Genomic DNA, 18,581 nt, shown 5'->3' with positions numbered 1-18,581 from the left:
CGGCGCCTATCCGGCCCTGCGATCCTCCAGCCTCTCGTGCCGCGGGTCGCGGGTGGTGAGGAGGACGAGCAGGCCGGCGAGGAAGAAGGCGATGAGGGCCGACATGCCGAGGCGCGAGGCGGTGGCGGGGTCGGTGCGCGTGGCTGCAAAGGCGGTGAGGGTGGCGACGCTGAGCGGGGCGAGGAAGGAGCTGACGCGGCCCGTCAGCGCGTAGAGGCCGAAATAGCGGCCGGCCTCGGCCGGCTCGACCGACTGGGCGAGCCAGGAGCGCGAGGAGGCCTGGATCGGCCCGAAAGCGATGCCGATCAGGCCGCCGAAGAGGAGGAAGGCCTTCTCCGCCCCGCTGTCGAAGAAGCCGCCATCGGGCCCGGCCGCGAAGGTGACGAGCCCGAACAGGGTGGAGCCCGGCGCGGTGGAAACGATGCCGATGGTCGCCGCGACAAGGCACAGGATCGAGGCCATCACCACGCTTTTGGAGCCCAGCCGGCGGTCTACCAGCCCGGCCAGCCCGCAGCCGGCGATGGCCGCGACGTTCAGGATGATGCCGAAGAGGCCGCTTTCCACGACGCTCCAGCCGAACATGCCGGCCGCGAAGGGCCCGCCGAGCACGAGGACGCCGTTCACCCCGTCCTGATAGAGCACCCGCGCCAGCATGAAGCGGAAGAGCGCGGCGCGCTTTCGCACCTCCCGCCAGGTGCCGGCCAGCTCCGCCAGCCCTTCGCGAATCGCCCGGGCCGGGGGATCGGCGCGGCGGGAGCGGTCTGGCACCAGCCAGAACATCGGCAGGACGAAGACGAGATACCAGAGCGCCGAGAGCGGCCCCGTCGCCCGCGCGCCTTCGCCCTCGGCGGCGTCCAGCCCGAAGAGCGCCGGCAGGCCCAGAAGCGTCAGTCCCGTATCCGGGTCGGCGGACAGGAAGAGGACGGTGCCGATCAGCGCGATCATGCCGCCGCCATAGCCCAGCCCCCAGGCGATGTTGGAGACGAGGCCGATCGAGGGCCTCTCCACCAGGCTCGGCATCATGGAATCGTTGAGGACGATGGAAAGCTCCGCCGCCACGCTGGCGGTGACGACGAAGGCGGCTGCCAGGAAGAGGCTCGTGCCCGGCGCGGCCGTCCACAGCGCGCAGAGCGCGGCGATCTTGGCGAGGGCAAGGGCGGCAAGCCACGGTTTGCGGGGGCCCGCCCGGTCGGCAACCGCGCCGAGCACGGGCGCCGCCAAGGCGAGAAGGAGGCCCGAGACGGTCATGGCGCCCGCCCATGCCGCCTGCCCCGTCGCCGGGTCCGGCGCGAGCCGAGCGACGAAATAGGGGCCGAAGACGAAGGTGACGACGACCGTGAAGAAGGGCTGGGCCGCGAAGTCGAAGCTGATCCAGCCCCAGACGGAAGGGCGCTTGAGCGCAGGCCGCCCGTCGCCGGGCGAACCCCCTGCGGGCAATGCGGTTTCCATTCGTCCCTCCCTGCCACCGTCCGGCGGCCGGCCCGACTGTAGCGCGGGCCGGCCCGCGCGCCTACCGGGCCGGGCGTTTGCGCAGTTTCTAGCCGGCGAGGTCCAGAAGCAGGCCGACCGCCAGCGTGAGGCGGGCGACGGAAGCTTCGCCCGGCGCGGCGAGGCGGCTGACCTCGGCCACGATGCGCGGCAGCTCGGCGCCCCGGCGGCTTTCCCAGTCCGCGACCGGATCGCCCGATCCGTCGGCGCCCGCCAGCGCCTCGATCGTCATCTTGCGGCGCGCGGCGGAGAGCTGCGCGCCGGCCCGCTCAAGGGCCAGGATGTCGTAATAGTCCGTCGGGCGCATGGAATGGAGGGACGCCTCGATCTGGCCGATGCGCAGGAGGCGCGTGACGCCGAAGAAGACGCCGAGGGCCTGCGCGTGGGTGCATCCTGTTTCACGTGAAACAGCGTCGATCTCCGGGATGAGGGCGATGAGGGGCAGGAGCGCGACGGCCTGCGCCTCCTCGGGCGGCACGCCGGCCTCGATCCAGTCCGCGCGCCGCTTCTCGTACTCGGTGCGGGCCCGCTCGCTGGAGAGGCCCTGAAGCTCGCCGCGCAAGCCGGCGAGGGCGGCGGCGAGCCGCCGGGCGGTCTCGTCCATCGGCCCGCCGGCGCCGCGCAGGATGCGCAAGGTGGCGATGATGAGGAAGTTCGAGATCGCCTGGTAGAGGCCGAGCTGGACCTTACCGCGCACCCGGCCGTCCAGCGCATCGACGGCGGCGATGAGGGGCGCGGCGCCCAGGCCGTCGGCGGCCGCGACATAGGCGGACACGACACGCGCCGCGTCCGCGCCGGTGGCGTCGGACAGGAACGTCGCCGCCGCGATGCCGAGGCGGTTGACGAACTCGTTGGCCAGCGCGGTCGCGATGATCTCGCGCCGCAGGCGGTGCGACCGGATGTCCTCCGGGAAGAGCCTGCGCATCTCCTGCGGGAAATAGGCCTCCAGGCGGCCGGCCAGCGCCGGATCGTCGGGCAGGGCGCTTTCGGCCAGGCGGTCGAAGAGGTCGATCTTGGCGTAGGCGAGGAGGACGGCGATCTCGGGCCGCGTCAGGCCGCGCTCCTTGGCGCGCAGGTCGGCGAGCGCCGCGTCGGTCGGCAGGGCTTCCACCTCCCGGTCGAGCGCGCCGGTCGATTCCAGACGCTGCATGAGCCGCGCCTGGCCAGACAGGCGCTGCGGGCCGCCCGCCTCCTCCAGCGAGATGGCGAGGGATTGCAGATAGTTGTTGGACAGGACGAGAGCGGCGACCTCAGGCGTCATCGCGGCCAGAAGGCGGTCGCGCTCCGCGCGTTCCAGCCGGCCCTCGCCCATCGCCCGCTTCAGCGCGATCTTGAAGTTCACCTCCACGTCCGAGGTGTTGACGCCGGCGGAATTGTCGATGGCGTCGGTGTTGATGCGCACACCCGCGCGGGCCGCCTCGATGCGGCCCTTCTGCGTGGCGCCGAGATTGGCGCCTTCGCCCACCACGCGGGCACGCAGCTCGCGGCCCGTGATGCGCATCGCATCGTTGGCGCGGTCCCCGACATCGGCGTTCGATTCGGAGGTGGAACGGATATAGGTGCCGATGCCCCCGAACCAGAGAAGGTCCACCGGCGCGCGCAGGATGGCCGAGACGAGCTCGGCGGGCGTGCCCTCGCGCCGGTCCCAGCCCAGCGCCTGGGCCGCCTCGGCCGAAAGGCGCACGCGCTTTTCCCGCCGGGAGACGATCAGCCCGCCTTTGGAGAGGAGCGCGCGGTCGTAGTCGTCCCAGGAGGAGCGGGGCTTGTCGAACAGGCGCCTGCGCTCGGCGAAGGAGAGGCGAGGGTCGGGATCGGGGTCGATGAAGATGTGGCGGTGGTCGAAGGCGGCGACGAGCCTGATCTGTTCTGACAGAAGCATGCCGTTGCCGAAGACGTCGCCCGACATGTCGCCGCAGCCGGCGATGGTGAAGGGCTCTGCCTGGATATCCCAGGCCCTGTCGCCCTTGCCCAGCTCCCGGAAGTGCCGCTTCACCGCCTCCCAGGCGCCGCGCGCGGTGATGCCCATGCCCTTGTGGTCGTAGCCGGCCGAGCCGCCGGAGGCGAAGGCGTCGTCCATCCAGAAGCCCTGCACCTGCGCGATGGCGTTGGCGGTGTCGGAGAAGGTGGCGGTGCCCTTGTCTGCCGCGACGACGAAATAGGGGTCCGGCCCGTCATGGGCGATGACCCGCTCGGGCGTGACGGTTTCCTCGCCCACGGCATTGTCGGTGAGCGAGAGCAGCGAGGCGATGAAGACGATATAGGCCGCGCGCCCGGCCTCGAACCAGGCGTCGCGCCTCGAAGGATCGGGAAGGCGCTTGGGGTAGAAGCCGCCCTTGGCCCCGACCGGCACGATGACGGCGTTCTTCACCTGCTGCGCCTTGACGAGGCCGAGCACCTCGGTGCGGTAGTCCTGGCTGCGGTCCGACCAGCGCAGGCCCCCGCGCGCGACCTTGCCGAAGCGCAGATGCACGCCTTCCACCCGCGCGTCGAAGACGAAGATCTCGCGGAAGGGCACGGGGGCGGGCAGGCCGCCCAGCGCGTGCGGGTCCAGCTTGAAGGCCAGCGCCGGGGTGACGGCGTCGGGGCGCGAGCCCTCGTCGGCGCAGGGATCGGGGATGGCGTAGTGGTTGGTGCGCAGCGTGGCGAGGACGACCTGCGCGTAGCGGCGAAGGACGCGGTCGTCGTCGAGGCTCTCCACCGCGTCGAGCGCGGAGAGGATGGCGGCCGCGATGCGTGCGGGTGCGGCCCCCCGCTCGCGGGCCCGGGCGAGGAGCGGATCCTCCTCCTCCCGCGCGCCCTGTTCCGGCGCCTGCGGCTCGGCGGGGAAGGCGGGATCGAAGCTGGCGGCGAAAAGCGCGAAGATCTGGCGGGCGATGGCGGGCTGGCGCAGGAGCACGGAGGCCAGGAAGCCGTTGGAATAGGGCAGGCCCGCCTGGCGCAGATAGCGCCCGTAGGCGCGCAGGATATTGGCCTCGCGCCAGTCGAGCCCGCCCTCCAGCACCAGCGCGTTGAAGGCGTCGTTCTCGATGCGCCCGTCGATGACGGCGCAGAAGGTCTCCCCCAGCGCCGCGCCGTCCTCGGGCAGCGCGGAGCCGCCGCCCTGCCGGCGCGTCAGGTCCATGTCGTGGATGTGGACGGTGGAGCCGTCGGGCCGCGAAATCTCGAAGGTGCGCTCCGAGCCGACCGAGAAGCCCATGTTCTCCAGGATCGGCACGCGCGTGGACAGCGCCAGCGCCTCTCCCAGCACATAGAGCCGGAGGCGCAGGAGCCCCGCCTCGTCCGCGCCGTGGCGGTGGAATTGGACGGAGAGGGGCGCGCCCGGCGCGAGCGCGATGATGCGCCGCCCGTCCGCCACCGCCTCGGCCGGCGAGACGGCCTCGCGATAGCCCACCGGCAGGCCGGGGGCGAGCGCCGTCAGCTCGCGCGTGAGGCCGGTGCCGGCCATGGCCCGATCGAAGGCGTCGAGCCAGTTCTGCGCCATGGCGGTGATGCGCGCTTCCAGGACCGCCGGGTCCGGGCGCGGCGCCGGCCCGCCCCTGCGGCCGATGATGAAGTGGACCTGGACCAGAGGCCCCTCCGGAAAGGAGGGGTGGTAGACGGAGACGTGCCCGTCATAGCTCTCGGCCAGAAGCAGGCCGATCTCCTCGCGCAGGCGCTGGTCGTAGCGCTCGCGCGGCACGAAGACGAGCACGGAGGCGAAGCGGTCGAACGGGTCTATGCGCGGCAGCACGCGCACGCGCGGGCGCTCGCCCAGCTCCAGCACCGTGCCGATGAAGCTCTCCAGAAGATCGGTGTCTATCTGGAAGATCTCGTCGCGCGAATAGGTTTCCAGCGCGTTGAGCAGCGCCTTGGCCGAATGGGACTTGGGGTGCAGGCCGAAACGGTCGATGACCGTCTGCGCCTTCTGGCGCAGATAGGGGATGGAGAGGATGGGCTGGGTGTAGGCGGAGGCGGTGAAGAGGCCGGCGATGCGCAGCTCGCCGCACAGGCGGCCGGCCGAATCGTATTCCTTGACGCCGATATAGTCCATGTAGACGCGCCGGTGCACGATGGAGCGGGCGTTGGCCTTGGCCACGATCAGCGGCTCAGGCGCTTCCAGGAAGGCGCGGTGCTCGGGGCTGGGGCTGCTCTCCTCGCCCTCGCGGCGCAGCACGCGCACCTGCGGGTCGCGCAGGATGCCGAGGTCCGAGCCGGGCTTGCGGCGCATCGCGCCCCCGCCCGCCTGCGTGGCATATTCGAACTCGCGCACGCCCAGGAAGGTGAAATTGTCCGCCACCAGCCATTCCAGGAAGTGCGCGCTCTCCTCCACCCGGGCGCGCACGCCCGCGTCCGCCACATGCTCGGCGCGCCGCGTCAGGGCGAAGGCGGCGCGCGCGACGCGCTCGCGCATCGGGTAGAAGTCCTCGTTGGCGCGCGCGACCTGCTCGAGGATCGCCTCCAGGCGCCCCTTCAGCCGCGCCCCCGCCTCGGGGTCGGCGGGGCGCCCGGTGGCGACCTGGATGAGGCTGACGCGGCCCGGCTGGCCCGAGGCGGCCTTCCGCGAGGCGTGGAAGGAGGCGATGCGGCCCGTCTCGCCGCGCGCCACGTCCAGCACCGGGTGCGAGATGTAGTGAATCTCCGGCGCGGTGTCGGCCAGCTCGGCGATCACCGAATCGAACAGGAAGGGTCGGTCGTCGTTGACGAGGGTGACGAGCTGGAGCGGCTCGCCGCGCAGGCGGAAGCCTTGCGGCGCCTCCACGGCCACGAACGCCTTCTGCGGCTCGTGCGCCTGAAGCGCGGCGAGCGCCCGGCGGGCGGCCAGCGCCAGGGCCTCGGGGCCGAAGGCGGCCAGATCCTCGGCCGGGGGCCGGGCGAAGAGGAGGGGCGCCAGCCCGGCCGCCGCCTCATCCGATCCCAGAGCCTCCACCACGCCGCCGATCACGGCCGCCTTCTGCCTTGCCTCTTCGCCCATTTCCAAACCTTCCCGGCGCCCGCTGCCCGGCGCGCCGTCTCGCCTGCCGTGCCTCCCGCGCGGCCACCCCTCTTCAGGATCGCCGTCACGCGCCCACAGTTGGAGCAGGGCCCCGTACATGTCCATGGTGAAAAGCCGCCCGGCGCGTATCGCGCGCGCCGGCCCCGCCTTGCCCTCGCGGGGCTTTTGCGCCACGGTTCCTTCCATGAACGCCCATCACGACGACGAAGCCCGCAAGCGCGAGGCGGATGCGATCCTCACCCGTCTGCGGCAGGAGACCGAGCCGCAGATCGGCGCTTCCACCGAGCGCATGGTGCTGCGCGCCGGGGAGCATTTCAGCGCCCGCGACGTGGACCAGAGCGACCGCATCGAGGTGGTGGGAACGCGCATCGGCCGTCTGGCGGGGCTGGCCGGCTTCCTCGTCCTCGCCGTCATGTTCGTCGTGAACCATCTCCTGCCCTGATGACGCAGCCGACAGCCGCCGAGGCGACGAACGGAGCCGACAAGCCCGCCGTCATCGCAATCTCCAGCCATGTGGCGCGCGGCACGGTGGGCAACCGCGCGGCCGTGCTGGCACTCGAATCGCTGGGCTTTCCCGTCTGGTCCGTGCCCACGCTGACGCTGCCCTGGCATCCGGGGCGGGGGCCGGCGACGCGGATCGTGCCCGAGGACGACGCCTTCGCGGCGCTGATGGGCGACCTGACGGGCGCGCCGTGGCTGGGCGAGGTTGGCGCCGTGCTGACCGGCTATTTCGGCTCCCCGCGCCAGATCGAGCCGGCCGCGAGCCTGGTGGAGGCGGTGCGCAAGGCCAATCCGCGCGCGCTGTTCCTGTGCGACCCGGTGGTGGGCGACGAGGGCGAGGGCGGCGGGCGGCTCTACCAGCCGCAGGAAACGCTGGAGCAGATCCGCGACCGGCTCCTGCCGCTGGCCGACATCGCCACGCCCAATCGATTCGAGCTGGAGTTCCTGACGGGCCTGGAATTCTCCGACAACACCCATCTGATCGAGGCGGCCTCGACGCTGGGGCCCCCTTGCGTCATCGTCACCTCCGCCTTCGCGATGCTGCGCGGGGGTATCGGCAACCTCCTGGTGGACCGGAACGGCGCCCTCCTGGCCGAGCACCGGCGCATCGAGGGCGCGCCGCACGGGCTGGGGGACCTCACCTCGGCCGTGTTCCTCGCCCGCACCCTGAGCGGCGCCGGCCCGGAAAAGGCGCTGCAGGCGACGACGGCGGCCGTCTACGAAATCCTGGCGCGCACCACCAAGCGCGGGGCGGACGAGCTGACGCTGGAAACCGACGCGCAAAGCCTGAAGACGCCGATGGCGATGGTGCAGATGCGCCGCCTGCCGCTGCCCGGCGGCCGGCGGGCCTGAGAAACCCGTCCGAGACTTCGGGCGGGTCGGTCCTGCGGGTCTTGTCCGCCGCCGCCGCGTCACCGATCCTCGACGACCACGAAAAATCCCTCGCACGCCCTCCGCCGCCGATTTCTCGAACGGTCTCTCGGCGCGGCCCCGAAGGCCGGCGTGGCCGGCTGCGCTTCCGGCGCTTGACGCGCGGGGCCCGGCGGGCTTCAAACCCGGACGGCCTTCGCGCCGTCCTTGCCGCCGCCAACCGTCCCAGGAGCCCGTTCGCCGATGAAGCTGCTTCCCGATCATCTTCTCGAGGGCTATCGCAGCTTCATCGAGGGGCGATATCTGGCAGAGACGCAGACCTATCGGGCTCTGGCGCGCGACGGGCAGACGCCGGAGACGATGGTGATCGCCTGCTGCGATTCGCGCGCCGCGCCGGAGACGATCTTCGGCTCGGCCCCCGGAGAGCTGTTCGTGGTGCGCAACGTGGCCAATCTGGTGCCGCCCTATTCGCCGGACGGCGAATTCCACGGCACCTCCGCCGCGCTGGAATTTGCCGTGGCGGCGCTGAAGGTGAAGCATATCGTGGTGATGGGGCACGGGCGCTGCGGGGGCATCTCGGCCGCGCTCTCGCCAGACGCCGAGCCGCTTTCGAAGGGCGATTTCATCGGCAAGTGGATGAGCCTCGTGCGACCCGCCGCCGAAGCGGTGGGCGCCAACGCGCTGATGACGGCGGGCGAGCGGCAGACGGCGCTGGAGCGCATCTCGATCCGCCATTCCGTCGCCAGCCTGCGCTCCTTCCCCGACATCGCGGCGCGCGAGGCGGCGGGCGAGCTTTCCCTGCACGGTGCCTGGTTCGACATCTCCTCGGGCGAGCTGTGGGCGATGGACCCGCAGACCGGCGATTTCGAGCGCCCGCTGGCGGGGATCGAGCCTCTCCCGACATCGGGCTGAGATCCTTTTCGTGTCCTTGCGGACACGGAGCGGGTGGGGACGCGCGCGGCGGAGAGGGACTTGGCCTTGCGAAAACCGTTAAATATCCATTTAAAAGAGAACGGGACCGGTGCCTTTCGCGACGGCTCCCCATCGACAGGCACGGCTCGAGGAACGGCCCACCCATGATCCACTGGATGAAGACAGGCGCAGCCCTGGCTGCGATCGCGGCGCTTGCAGGCTGCCAGCAGACGGCACCCACCTTCGGCGGCGGCCAGCGGCCGGCGGCCCAGTCGCCCGCGCCGCTGACGCCGGCCCCGCAGGGGCAGGTCTATTCCAACCAGCTTCCGCCCCCGCCCGCCCCCACGGCCCCGGCGACCCCGCCCGTCGCGGACGCTTCCGCCCCCGGCGCCGCCCCCGTGCAGAGCGCCTCGGCCGGTCCGGTCACGCGCGAAGGGCTGGTGGGCGCCTGGCGCGTCTCCTCCGGCGGCGGCAACTGCCAGATCTTCATGGCGCTGACGCAGTGGACGGGCGGCTACCGCGCCGCCTCGCGCGGCTGCCCCGGCCAGGTCGCGGACGTCTCGGCCTGGGACGTCTCGGGCAGTCAGGTGGTGCTGAAGGATTCGGGCGGCGGCACGGTGGCGACGCTGAACAATGCCGGCGGCACCCGCTACGAGGGCTCCACCACCGGCGGGCAGCAGATCTCGCTCTACCGGTAATCCAAAGGCGCGCCGGGCTTCCCGGCGCGGCCTCCGGCGAAGGTCGCCCTTGACCATGAGTTCCCTTGCGGGCCACGGGTCCGTTCCCCCATCGCACGGGCGCGTGCGCGCCGAGATCGAGCGGCGCGTCCTTGCCGGCGAGCTGAGCGCCGATCCCGTGCAGCTCGACCTGGCCAGCGGGCTCGACGCGGTGGAGGCGGGGCTCGCCGCAGCTCCGCCTGCGCCCGGAAAGAGCGCGCTCGGCTGGCTGCTCGGCCGGCGGGCGGCGCCCGAGCCGGTTCGTGGCCTCTACATCTTCGGCGAAGTGGGGCGGGGCAAGTCCATGCTGATGGACCTGTTCTTCGAAAAGAGCGCCGAGAAGAGGAAGCGCCGCGTGCACTTCCACGCCTTCATGGGCGAGGTGCATGAGCGCATCGGCCGGCACCGCGCGGCGGTGAAGGCCGGGCGGGCGCGTGGCGACGACCCCATCCCGCCCGTGGCCGAGGCCATCGCGGGCGCGGTCCGGCTCCTGTGCTTCGACGAGTTCACCGTCACCGACATCGCCGATGCGATGATCCTGTCGCGCCTGTTCGAGGCCCTGTTCGCGCGGGGCATCGTGCTGGTCGCCACATCGAACGTCGCGCCGGACGACCTCTACCGGGACGGGCTGAACCGCCCGCTCTTCCTGCCCTTCGTAACGCTGTTGAAGCGCCATGTGCAGGTGTTCCGGGTGGACGCGCCGACCGATTACCGCCTGGCCTCCATCGGCGGGGACGATCTGTTCCTGCACCCTCCCGGCCCGCAGAGCGCCGCGCGCTTCGAGGCGCTGTGGCGTTCGGTGCTGGAGGGGCGGGAGGAGGCGGCCGAGAGCCTCTCGGTGAAGGGGCGGCGCATCGAGGTGCCGCGCGCGGGCAACGGGGCGGCGCGCTTCACCTTCGACGAACTGGTGGGACGCCCGCTCGGCGCGGGCGACTATCTGGCCCTCGCCGAGCGTTTCGATACGCTGTTCGTGGAGGGCGTGCGGGTGATGGGGCCGGCCGAGCGCAACGAGGCCAAGCGCTTCATCATCCTCGTGGACACGCTCTACGATGCGGGCCGGCGGATCGTGGTGAGTGCCGAGGCGCCGGCCGACCGGCTCTACCAGGGCCGCCGGGGCACGGAGGCCTTCGAGTTCGACCGCACCGTCTCGCGGCTGATCGAGATGCGCTCGGACGATTACGGGGCGCGGTTCGAGGCGGGGCGAAACCGCTCGACCGGGACGGCGCCGGCGGCGCGGCCCGAAGCGGGCGCGGCCGGGCCGGGCGCGACCTCGACGCGGTTGCGGCCCGATTCCTTGGCGAGATAGAGCGCGGCGTCCGCGCGCGCGATGGCCGCGGGCAGGCCCGGCTCGCGCGCATGGGCAAGGCCGATGCTGACCGTCATGAACAGATCGTCCTCCAGCATGTCGAGATGGCGCTTCTCCGCGCTCGCGCGGATGCGCTCGGCGACATGCAGCGCGTCCTCCGGCGCGGTGTCGGGCAGGACCAGGACGAACTCCTCGCCGCCATAGCGCGCCACGAGGTCGCCCGCCCGCGCGCAGGCCCGCAGGATGTCGGCCATGACGCAGATCGCCACGTCGCCCGCCTCGTGCCCGTAGCGGTCGTTGATCGTCTTGAAGCGGTCGATGTCGAGGAGAAGGACGACGAAGCCGCGCGTGGCCGAGGCGGCCATGATGCCCGCCTCCTCCTCCCGCAGCGCGCGGCGATTCGGCAATCCGGTCAGCGGATCGGAATGGGCGTCGAGGATCAGGGCGCGCTCGCGCGCGATCAGCCGGTTCTCCCGGTCCATCATCGTGCCGAGGACCTGGGTGGCGAAAAGGACGGTGATCGACAGGCTGAGGGAAAAGGTGAGGATGAAGTCCAGCGTCAGGGCCACCGGGGCCAGGACGACGAAGACGAGCTGCGAGGAGATTCCCAGGCCGAGATAGAGCAGGCCGAGCGGCGTCACGGGCCGGCGCTTGAACCACAGATTGCGCCAGAGCAGGCCGGCGACGAAGGCGAGGTTCAGCGTGATCAGCCCGACATGGACGCCGGCGCCGCCGAGATAAAGGCGGTAGAGCGCCGCCATGACCATGGCGATGATGCCGGCCTGCAGGCCGACGAAGGCCGCCGCCATCGCGACCATGATGGCGCGTACGTCGAGGATGACGCCGTCGGCGACCAGAACGGGCGTGGCCATGGCGACCATCGCGCCGAAGCCGAAGCACGCGCCGTGCAGGGCCGAGCGCACCCGCCGATGCAGGCGGAGCCGCTCGATGGAACCGTAGCTGATCGCCACGAGAGCCATCAGGCCCAGTCCGTTGATCAAAGTGACGGCGACGTGGACGTGATTCATGAAGCTCCGAGATCCGGGCCTTCCCAAAGGGCATCTTACAGTGCCTGCATCGTAGCAATACATGCCAGCGGCCCAAAGGATGCGTCATCTCGGGCGTGACCACGAAAATTTCCTGCCGCAGTGCGGCAAAGGGGTCCCCTCATTCATGAAACCAAATGACGTTTACGTCAATGTAACTAGGTTTAACCGTTTGAAAAAATTGGGGGCGGCAAAGAACGGTTGCGCGATGGGCCTTCATGGGCTTAATGCCGGAACGAACGGCTGCGACGGCCGTGCGCCGTTCTCGCCGGACGGCGTGGCGGGCCCGCCACGGCGGAACGGCGAGGAGGAGGGGCGCGTGCCGTCCTCCATCAAACGGGGAACATCTTCATGGCTCGTGCAAAGATCGCGCTCATCGGCTCCGGAATGATCGGCGGGACGCTCGCCCATCTGGCGGGGCTGAAGGAGCTGGGCGACATCGTGCTCTTCGACATTTCCGAAGGCACGCCGCAGGGCAAGGCGCTCGACATCTCGCAGTCGGCCCCGGTGGAGGGCTTCGACGCCCGCCTCTCCGGCGCGAACGACTATGCCGCGATCGAGGGCGCGGATGTGTGCATCGTCACCGCCGGCGTGCCGCGCAAGCCCGGCATGAGCCGCGACGACCTCCTGGGCATCAACCTGAAGGTGATGGAGCAGGTGGGCGCGGGCATCGCCAAATACGCCCCGAACGCCTTCGTGATCTGCATCACCAACCCGCTCGACGCCATGGTCTGGGCGCTGCAGAAGTTCTCCGGCCTGCCGAAGAACAAGGTGGTGGGCATGGCGGGCGTCCTCGATTCGGCCCGCTTCCGCACCTTCCTGGCGCAGGAGTTCAACGTTTCGGTGGAGGACGTGACGGCCTTCGTGCTCGGCGGCCATGGCGACACGATGGTGCCGCTCACGCGCTATTCCACCGTCGCGGGCATTCCGCTGACGGACCTCGTGAAGATGGGCTGGTGCACGGCCGAGCGGCTGGAGGAGATCGTCCAGCGCACCCGCGACGGCGGCGCCGAGGTGGTGGGTCTGCTCAAGACCGGCTCGGCCTATTACGCCCCGGCGGCCTCCGCCATCGAGATGGCCGAGAGCTACCTGAAGGACAAGAAGCGCGTGCTGCCCTGCGCGGCGGCCCTGAAGGGCGAATACGGGCAGAGCGACCTTTACGTGGGCGTGCCCTGCGTGATCGGCGAGGGCGGCGTGGAGCGCGTCATCGAGATCGAGCTGGACGGCGAGGAAAAGGCGCAGTTCGAGAAGTCGGTCGGCTCCGTGAAGGGGCTGATGGAGGCTTGCCAGGGCATCGCGCCGAATTTGAAGTGATCCTTCGGGCCGCCTCCTTCCGCGAGGCGGCCCTTCGTTTTTCCGCTCCTGTCCAAGGGACCGTCATTTCATGAACATCCACGAATATCAGGCCAAGCAGGTCCTCAAGGGTTTCGGCGCGCCCGTGGCCGCGGGCGTCGCCATCACCTCGGCGGACGAGGCCGAGGCCGCCGCCCGGCAGCTTCCCGGCCCGCTCTACGTCGTGAAGAGCCAGATCCACGCCGGCGGGCGCGGCAAGGGCAAGTTCAAGGAGCTCGGCCCGGACGCCAAGGGCGGCGTGCGGCTGGCCAGGTCCATCGAGGAGGCCGTCGCCCATTCGCGCGAGATGCTGGGCAACACGCTCGTCACCGCGCAGACCGGCGAGGCCGGCAAGCAGGTGAACCGCCTCTATATCGAGGACGGCGCGGATATCGACCGCGAGCTGTATCTCTCCATCCTGGTGGACCGCGCGGTGGGCAAGGTGGCCTTCGTGGTCTCCACCGAAGGCGGCATGGACATCGAGGCGGTCGCGCATGACACGCCGGAGAAGATCGTCACCGTGGCCATCGACGCCGAGGCCGGCGTGACCGAGGCTGACGTCGCGGCGATCACGCAGGCGCTGAAGCTGGAGGGTGCGGCGGCCGAGGACGGCAAGAGCCTGTTCCCCGTGCTCTACAAGGCCTTCGTGGAGAAGGACATGGCGCTCCTGGAGGTGAACCCGCTCATCGTGATGACGGACGGGCACCTGCGCGTCCTCGACGCCAAGGTCTCCTTCGACGGCAACGCGCTGTTCCGCCACGAGGACATCAAGGCGCTGCGGGACGAATCGGAGGAGGACGCCAAGGAGATCGAGGCCTCCAAATACGACCTCGCCTATGTGGCGCTGGACGGCGACATCGGCTGCATGGTGAACGGCGCGGGCCTGGCCATGGCGACGATGGACATCATCAAGCTCTACGGCAAGGAGCCGGCGAACTTCCTGGACGTGGGCGGCGGCGCGAGCAAGGAGAAGGTCACGGCGGCCTTCAAGATCATCACCGCGGACCCGAACGTGAAGGGCATCCTCGTCAACATCTTCGGCGGCATCATGCGCTGCGACGTGATCGCGGAAGGCGTGATCGCGGCGGTGAAGGAGGTCGGCCTGACGGTGCCACTGGTGGTGCGCCTGGAGGGCACGAACGTGGAGAAGGGCAAGCAGATCCTCAACGAAAGCGGCCTTGCCATCACCGCGGCGGACGATCTCGACGACGCGGCGCAGAAGATCGTCGCGGCGGTCTGAGCCCCTTCAACGGCGGGGCGCGCCAGGCGCCCGCCAGAGCCCCTTTCCGCCGATCGACCCTTTCGGAGTCTCGCTAAAGCCCATGTCCATTCTCGTCGACAAGAACACCAAGATCCTCGTGCAGGGCCTGACCGGCAAGACCGGCACCTTCCACACCGAGCAGGCGCTGGCCTATCACGGCACGCAGATGGTCGCCGGCATCCACCCCAAGAAGGGCGGCGAGTCCTGGAGCTCGGGCGTGGACGGCACCAGCCTGCCGATCTACGCCACGGTGGGCGAGGCGAAGGAAGCCACCGGCGCCAACGCCTCCGTCATCTACGTGCCGCCGGCCGGCGCGGCCGACGCCATTCTCGAGGCGATCGAGGCGGAGATTCCCTTCATCGTCTGCATCACCGAGGGCATCCCCGTTTCCGACATGGTGCGGGTGAAGGCGCGGCTGGACCGTTCCAAGTCGCGCCTCCTCGGCCCGAACTGCCCCGGCGTGCTGACCCCGGACGAGTGCAAGATCGGCATCATGCCCGGCTCGATCTTCAAGAAGGGCAATGTCGGCATCGTCTCGCGCTCCGGGACGCTGACATACGAGGCGGTGTTCCAGACCACCAACGAGGGCCTGGGCCAGACGACGGCGGTGGGCATCGGCGGCGATCCGGTGAAGGGCACCGAGTTCATCGACGTGCTGGAGATGTTCCTGGCCGACGAGGAGACGCAGTCGATCATCATGATCGGCGAGATCGGCGGCTCGGCCGAGGAGGAAGCCGCGCAGTTCCTCCAGGACGAGGCGAAGAAGGGCCGCAAGAAGCCCATGGTCGGCTTCATCGCCGGCCGCACGGCGCCCAAGGGCCGCACCATGGGCCATGCCGGCGCCGTGGTTTCGGGCGGCAAGGGCGACGCGGAATCGAAGATCGCGGCCATGGAGGCGGCGGGCATCACGGTGTCGCCCTCGCCCGCGCGGCTCGGCAAGACGCTGGCCGAGGTCCTGAAGGGCTGAAGGCCGGAACCGGAGAATTCCGGCGGGACGCCACCAAATCGGCGTCTTCACCGGGTCTGAGAAGGCCCGGCAGCATAAGCCGGCGGGCGGCACGGGGGCACATCCCCCGAGCCCCTGCCATTGAGGTTTTCGAAGGAGGCGGCGACCGGGAAGCCGGCGCCCGCGATACGAAAAGATGGCACGCAATCCGGCGAACGAGACCTTCGCGCTCACCTCCTTCCTCTACGGCGGGAACGCCGATTACATCGAGAGCCTGCACGCGGCCTTCGAGAAGGACCGCTCCAGCGTCGCGCCCGAATGGCAGGACTTCTTCGGGCAGATGAAGGACGACCGGGCGAGCGTGGAGAAGAGCGCGTACGGCCCGTCCTGGGAGCGCGCCAACTGGCCGATCCCCGCCAATGGCGACCTCGTCTCGGCGCTGGACGGCAATTGGGCGGAGGCCGAGAAGAAGGTCGGCCAGAAGGTGCGCGAAAGCGCCAAGGCGGCCGGGCGTGAGCCCGCCGAGGGCGAGGTCTCGCAGGCCACGCGCGACAGCCTGCGCGCCCTCATGCTGATTCGCGCCTTCCGCGTGCGCGGCCATCTCCACGCCAAGCTCGACCCGCTCGGCATCGCGACGCCGGAAGAGGACTATAACGAGCTCAGCCCCGAGAATTACGGTTTCACGCCGGCCGACTACGACCGCAAGATCTTCATCGGCAACGTGCTCGGCATGGAGTTCGCGACCGTTCGCGAGATCGTGGACATCCTGACGCGCACCTATTGCTCCACCATCGGCGTGGAGTTCATGCACATCTCCAACCCCGCCGAGAAGCAGTGGATCCAGGAGCGCATCGAGGGGCCGGACAAGGGCGTCGACTTCACCGACCAGGGCAAGCGGGCGATTCTCAACAAGCTGATCGAGGCCGAGGGCTTCGAGAAGTTCATCGACGTGAAGTACAAGGGCACCAAGCGCTTCGGCCTCGACGGCGGCGAGGCGCTGATCCCGGCGCTGGAGCAGATCATCAAGCGCGGCGGGCAGCTCGGCCTCAAGGAGATCGTGCTCGGCATGGCCCATCGCGGCCGGCTGAACGTCCTGGCGCAGGTGATGGGCAAGCCGCACCGCGCCATCTTCCACGAGTTCAAGGGCGGCTCCTTCAAGCCGGACGACGTGGAGGGCTCGGGCGACGTCAAGTACCATCTGGGCGCCTCCTCGGACCGCGAGTTCGACAACAACTCGGTCCATCTGTCGCTGACGGCGAACCCCTCGCATCTGGAGATCGTCAACCCGGTGGTGCTGGGCAAGGCGCGCGCCAAGCAGGACCAGATCTTCGGGCGCACGCGCACCGACGTGGTGCCGCAGGAGGTGCGCAACGAAGTGCTGCCGCTCCTGATCCACGGCGACGCGGCCTTCGCGGGGCAGGGCGTGGTGGCCGAGTGCTTCGGCCTGTCGGGCCTTCGCGGCCACCGCGTGGGCGGCTCGATCCATGTCATCATCAACAACCAGATCGGCTTCACCACCAATCCGCGCTTCTCGCGCTCCTCGCCCTACCCGTCCGACGTGGCGAAGATGGTGGAGGCGCCGATCCTGCACGTGAACGGCGACGACCCGGAAGCGGTGGTCTATGCCGCCAAGATCGCCACGGAATACCGGCAGACCTTCCACAAGCCTGTCGTCATCGACATGTTCTGCTACCGGCGCTTCGGCCATAACGAGGGCGACGAGCCCGGCTTCACGCAGCCGATCATGTACAAGACGATCCGCGCCCACCGCACGACGCTGGAGATCTACAGCGACAAGCTGGTGGCGGCGGGTGTCCTGACGAAAGAGGATGTCGAGACGCGCCGCGGCGAGTGGCGCGCGCATCTGGACGCCGAATTCGAGGCGGGGCAGGCCTACAAGCCGAACAAGGCGGACTGGCTGGACGGCGCTTGGTCCGGCTTCCGGCGCGCGGCCGACGAGGAGGAGCCCCGGCGCGGCGCCACGGGCGTGCCGATCAAGACGCTGAAGGAGATCGGCAAGAAGCTCACCGAGATTCCCGAGGGCTTCAAGGTGCACCGCACCATCCAGCGCTTCCTGGACAACCGGGCGCAGGCGATCGAGAGCGGCGAGAACATCGACTGGGCGACGGGCGAGGCTCTGGCCTTCGCCTCGCTGATGGCCGAGGGCCACCCGGTGCGCCTCTCCGGCCAGGATTCGGAGCGCGGCACCTTCTCGCAGCGCCATTCGGTGCTCTACGACCAGGAGAACGAGAACCGCTATATCCCGCTGGCCAACATCCAAAAGGGCCAGGCCTTCTACGAGGTCATCAACTCGATGCTCTCCGAGGAGGCGGTGCTCGGCTTCGAATACGGCTACTCGCTGGCCGAGCCGAACGCGCTGACGCTCTGGGAGGCGCAGTTCGGCGACTTCGTGAACGGGGCGCAGGTGGTCATCGACCAGTTCATCTCCTCCGGCGAGGCCAAGTGGCTGCGCATGACGGGCCTCGTCATGCTCCTGCCGCACGGCTACGAGGGGCAGGGGCCGGAGCATTCCTCCGCGCGGCTGGAGCGCTTCCTGCAGCAATGCGCGCAGGACAACATGCAGGTCGCCAACTGCACGACGCCGGCCAACTACTTCCACATCCTGCGCCGGCAGATGAAGCGCGACTTCCGCAAGCCGCTGATCCTGATGACGCCCAAATCGCTGCTGCGCCACAAGCGGGCGGTGTCGGACCTGTCCGAGTTCGCCGGCGAGAGCAACTTCCATCGCGTGCTCTGGGACGATGCGGAGCTGAAGAAGGGCTCCACCGTCAAGCTGGTGAAGGACGCGAAGATCCGGCGCGTCGTCCTGTGCACCGGCAAGGTCTATTACGACCTCCTGGAGGAGCGCGAGAAGCGCGGCATCGACGACATCTACCTGCTCCGCGTGGAGCAGCTCTATCCCTTCCCGGCCAAGGCGCTGATCAACGAATTGTCCCGCTTCAAGGACGCCGAGATCGTCTGGTGCCAGGAAGAGCCCAAGAACATGGGTGCCTGGAGCTTCATCGAGCCCTATCTGGAATGGGTGCTGGACCGCATCGGCCCGGAGAAGAAGCGCGCGCGCTACACCGGGCGCCCGGCCGCGGCCTCGCCGGCGGTGGGCACCATGTCCAAGCATCTCGCCCAGCTCGAGGCGTTCCTCGAGGACGCGCTCGGCACACCGAACGCCTGACAAGACGCCTTTTGGCCCCCACGCGACGAACCGGAAACGAA

General features: G+C 69.8%; 11 protein-coding genes and 1 pseudogene. 9 read left to right on the top strand and 3 right to left on the bottom strand.

Features of this window, described 5'->3' with window-relative positions:
* Nucleotides 1-6: 6 nt before the first annotated feature.
* Together J7654_RS04665 and J7654_RS04660 are read right to left on the bottom strand one after the other, a co-directional pair.
* A complete protein-coding gene (locus tag J7654_RS04665; RefSeq protein WP_209738633.1) occupies nucleotides 7-1,449 on the bottom strand; it encodes an MFS transporter in 1,443 nt (480 codons plus the stop codon).
* An 88-nt stretch (nucleotides 1,450-1,537) separates the two neighbouring features.
* Nucleotides 1,538-6,439 carry an NAD-glutamate dehydrogenase gene (locus J7654_RS04660; protein WP_209738632.1) on the bottom strand — a complete coding sequence of 1,634 codons (4,902 nt, stop codon included), beginning with the start codon at nucleotides 6,437-6,439 and terminating at the stop codon, nucleotides 1,538-1,540.
* A gap of 118 nt (nucleotides 6,440-6,557) precedes the next feature.
* Here J7654_RS04660 and J7654_RS04655 point away from each other — a divergent pair, with 118 nt between their 5' ends.
* The 5 genes from J7654_RS04655 to zapE all read left to right on the top strand — a co-directional run bounded on the left by J7654_RS04655 (nucleotide 6,558) and on the right by zapE (nucleotide 10,765).
* Nucleotides 6,558-6,902, top strand: coding sequence for a hypothetical protein (locus tag J7654_RS04655; RefSeq protein ID WP_209738631.1), 345 nt, complete (start codon nucleotides 6,558-6,560; stop codon nucleotides 6,900-6,902).
* Nucleotides 6,902-7,813 carry a pyridoxal kinase PdxY gene (gene pdxY, locus J7654_RS04650; protein WP_209738630.1) on the top strand — a complete coding sequence of 304 codons (912 nt, stop codon included), beginning with the start codon at nucleotides 6,902-6,904 and terminating at the stop codon, nucleotides 7,811-7,813. Before J7654_RS04655 ends, pdxY begins: the two co-directional genes overlap by 1 nt.
* 261 nt (nucleotides 7,814-8,074) lie before the next feature.
* The gene (locus J7654_RS04645) at nucleotides 8,075-8,743 is read left to right on the top strand and encodes a carbonic anhydrase (protein ID WP_209738627.1); all 669 of its coding nucleotides are present in this window, start codon (nucleotides 8,075-8,077) and stop codon (nucleotides 8,741-8,743) included.
* A 164-nt stretch (nucleotides 8,744-8,907) separates the two neighbouring features.
* Nucleotides 8,908-9,441 carry a protease inhibitor Inh/omp19 family protein gene (locus tag J7654_RS04640; protein ID WP_209738625.1) on the top strand — a complete coding sequence of 178 codons (534 nt, stop codon included), beginning with the start codon at nucleotides 8,908-8,910 and terminating at the stop codon, nucleotides 9,439-9,441.
* A gap of 55 nt (nucleotides 9,442-9,496) precedes the next feature.
* A complete protein-coding gene (gene zapE, locus J7654_RS18290; protein ID WP_245195643.1) occupies nucleotides 9,497-10,765 on the top strand; it encodes a cell division protein ZapE in 1,269 nt (422 codons plus the stop codon).
* A 17-nt stretch (nucleotides 10,766-10,782) separates the two neighbouring features.
* Here the strand turns inward: zapE and J7654_RS04635 are convergent.
* Nucleotides 10,783-11,637 (bottom strand): annotated as a pseudogene (locus J7654_RS04635) (GGDEF domain-containing protein); the annotation flags it as partial.
* 525 nt (nucleotides 11,638-12,162) lie between these two features.
* Between J7654_RS04635 and mdh the strand changes: the two are divergent.
* From mdh to J7654_RS04615, 4 genes are all read left to right on the top strand, one after another.
* The gene (gene mdh / locus J7654_RS04630) at nucleotides 12,163-13,125 is read left to right on the top strand and encodes a malate dehydrogenase (RefSeq protein ID WP_209738622.1); all 963 of its coding nucleotides are present in this window, start codon (nucleotides 12,163-12,165) and stop codon (nucleotides 13,123-13,125) included.
* A 70-nt stretch (nucleotides 13,126-13,195) separates the two neighbouring features.
* Entirely contained in the window at nucleotides 13,196-14,383 is a 1,188-nt protein-coding gene (gene sucC / locus J7654_RS04625) for an ADP-forming succinate--CoA ligase subunit beta (protein WP_209738621.1), read from the top strand.
* A gap of 82 nt (nucleotides 14,384-14,465) precedes the next feature.
* Nucleotides 14,466-15,371: a succinate--CoA ligase subunit alpha gene (gene sucD, locus J7654_RS04620; protein WP_209738620.1), complete on the top strand. Its 906-nt coding sequence runs from the start codon at nucleotides 14,466-14,468 to the stop codon at nucleotides 15,369-15,371.
* Between the two features lie 175 nt (nucleotides 15,372-15,546).
* Nucleotides 15,547-18,540, top strand: a complete 2,994-nt coding sequence (locus J7654_RS04615) for a 2-oxoglutarate dehydrogenase E1 component (RefSeq protein WP_209738619.1) — start codon at nucleotides 15,547-15,549, stop codon at nucleotides 18,538-18,540.
* Nucleotides 18,541-18,581: the final 41 nt, after the last annotated feature.

Source organism: Aureimonas populi (assembly GCF_017815515.1).
GTDB lineage: Bacteria > Pseudomonadota > Alphaproteobacteria > Rhizobiales > Rhizobiaceae > Aureimonas > Aureimonas populi.
This window is presented reverse-complemented; position numbering and strand designations above follow the sequence as displayed.

Excerpts from the sequence above, each read along its gene's own strand:
- J7654_RS04645 (WP_209738627.1), top strand. The coding sequence starts at position 8,075 with ATGAAGCTGCTTCCCGATCATCTTCTCGAGGGCTATCGCAGCTTCATC.
- sucC (WP_209738621.1), top strand. The coding sequence starts at position 13,196 with ATGAACATCCACGAATATCAGGCCAAGCAGGTCCTCAAGGGTTTCGGC.
- zapE (WP_245195643.1), top strand. The coding sequence starts at position 9,497 with ATGAGTTCCCTTGCGGGCCACGGGTCCGTTCCCCCATCGCACGGGCGC.
- J7654_RS04660 (WP_209738632.1), bottom strand. The coding sequence starts at position 6,439 with ATGGGCGAAGAGGCAAGGCAGAAGGCGGCCGTGATCGGCGGCGTGGTG.
- sucD (WP_209738620.1), top strand. The coding sequence starts at position 14,466 with ATGTCCATTCTCGTCGACAAGAACACCAAGATCCTCGTGCAGGGCCTG.
- mdh (WP_209738622.1), top strand. The coding sequence starts at position 12,163 with ATGGCTCGTGCAAAGATCGCGCTCATCGGCTCCGGAATGATCGGCGGG.
- pdxY (WP_209738630.1), top strand. The coding sequence starts at position 6,902 with ATGACGCAGCCGACAGCCGCCGAGGCGACGAACGGAGCCGACAAGCCC.
- J7654_RS04640 (WP_209738625.1), top strand. The coding sequence starts at position 8,908 with ATGATCCACTGGATGAAGACAGGCGCAGCCCTGGCTGCGATCGCGGCG.
- J7654_RS04655 (WP_209738631.1), top strand. The coding sequence starts at position 6,558 with ATGTCCATGGTGAAAAGCCGCCCGGCGCGTATCGCGCGCGCCGGCCCC.
- J7654_RS04615 (WP_209738619.1), top strand. The coding sequence starts at position 15,547 with ATGGCACGCAATCCGGCGAACGAGACCTTCGCGCTCACCTCCTTCCTC.
- J7654_RS04665 (WP_209738633.1), bottom strand. The coding sequence starts at position 1,449 with ATGGAAACCGCATTGCCCGCAGGGGGTTCGCCCGGCGACGGGCGGCCT.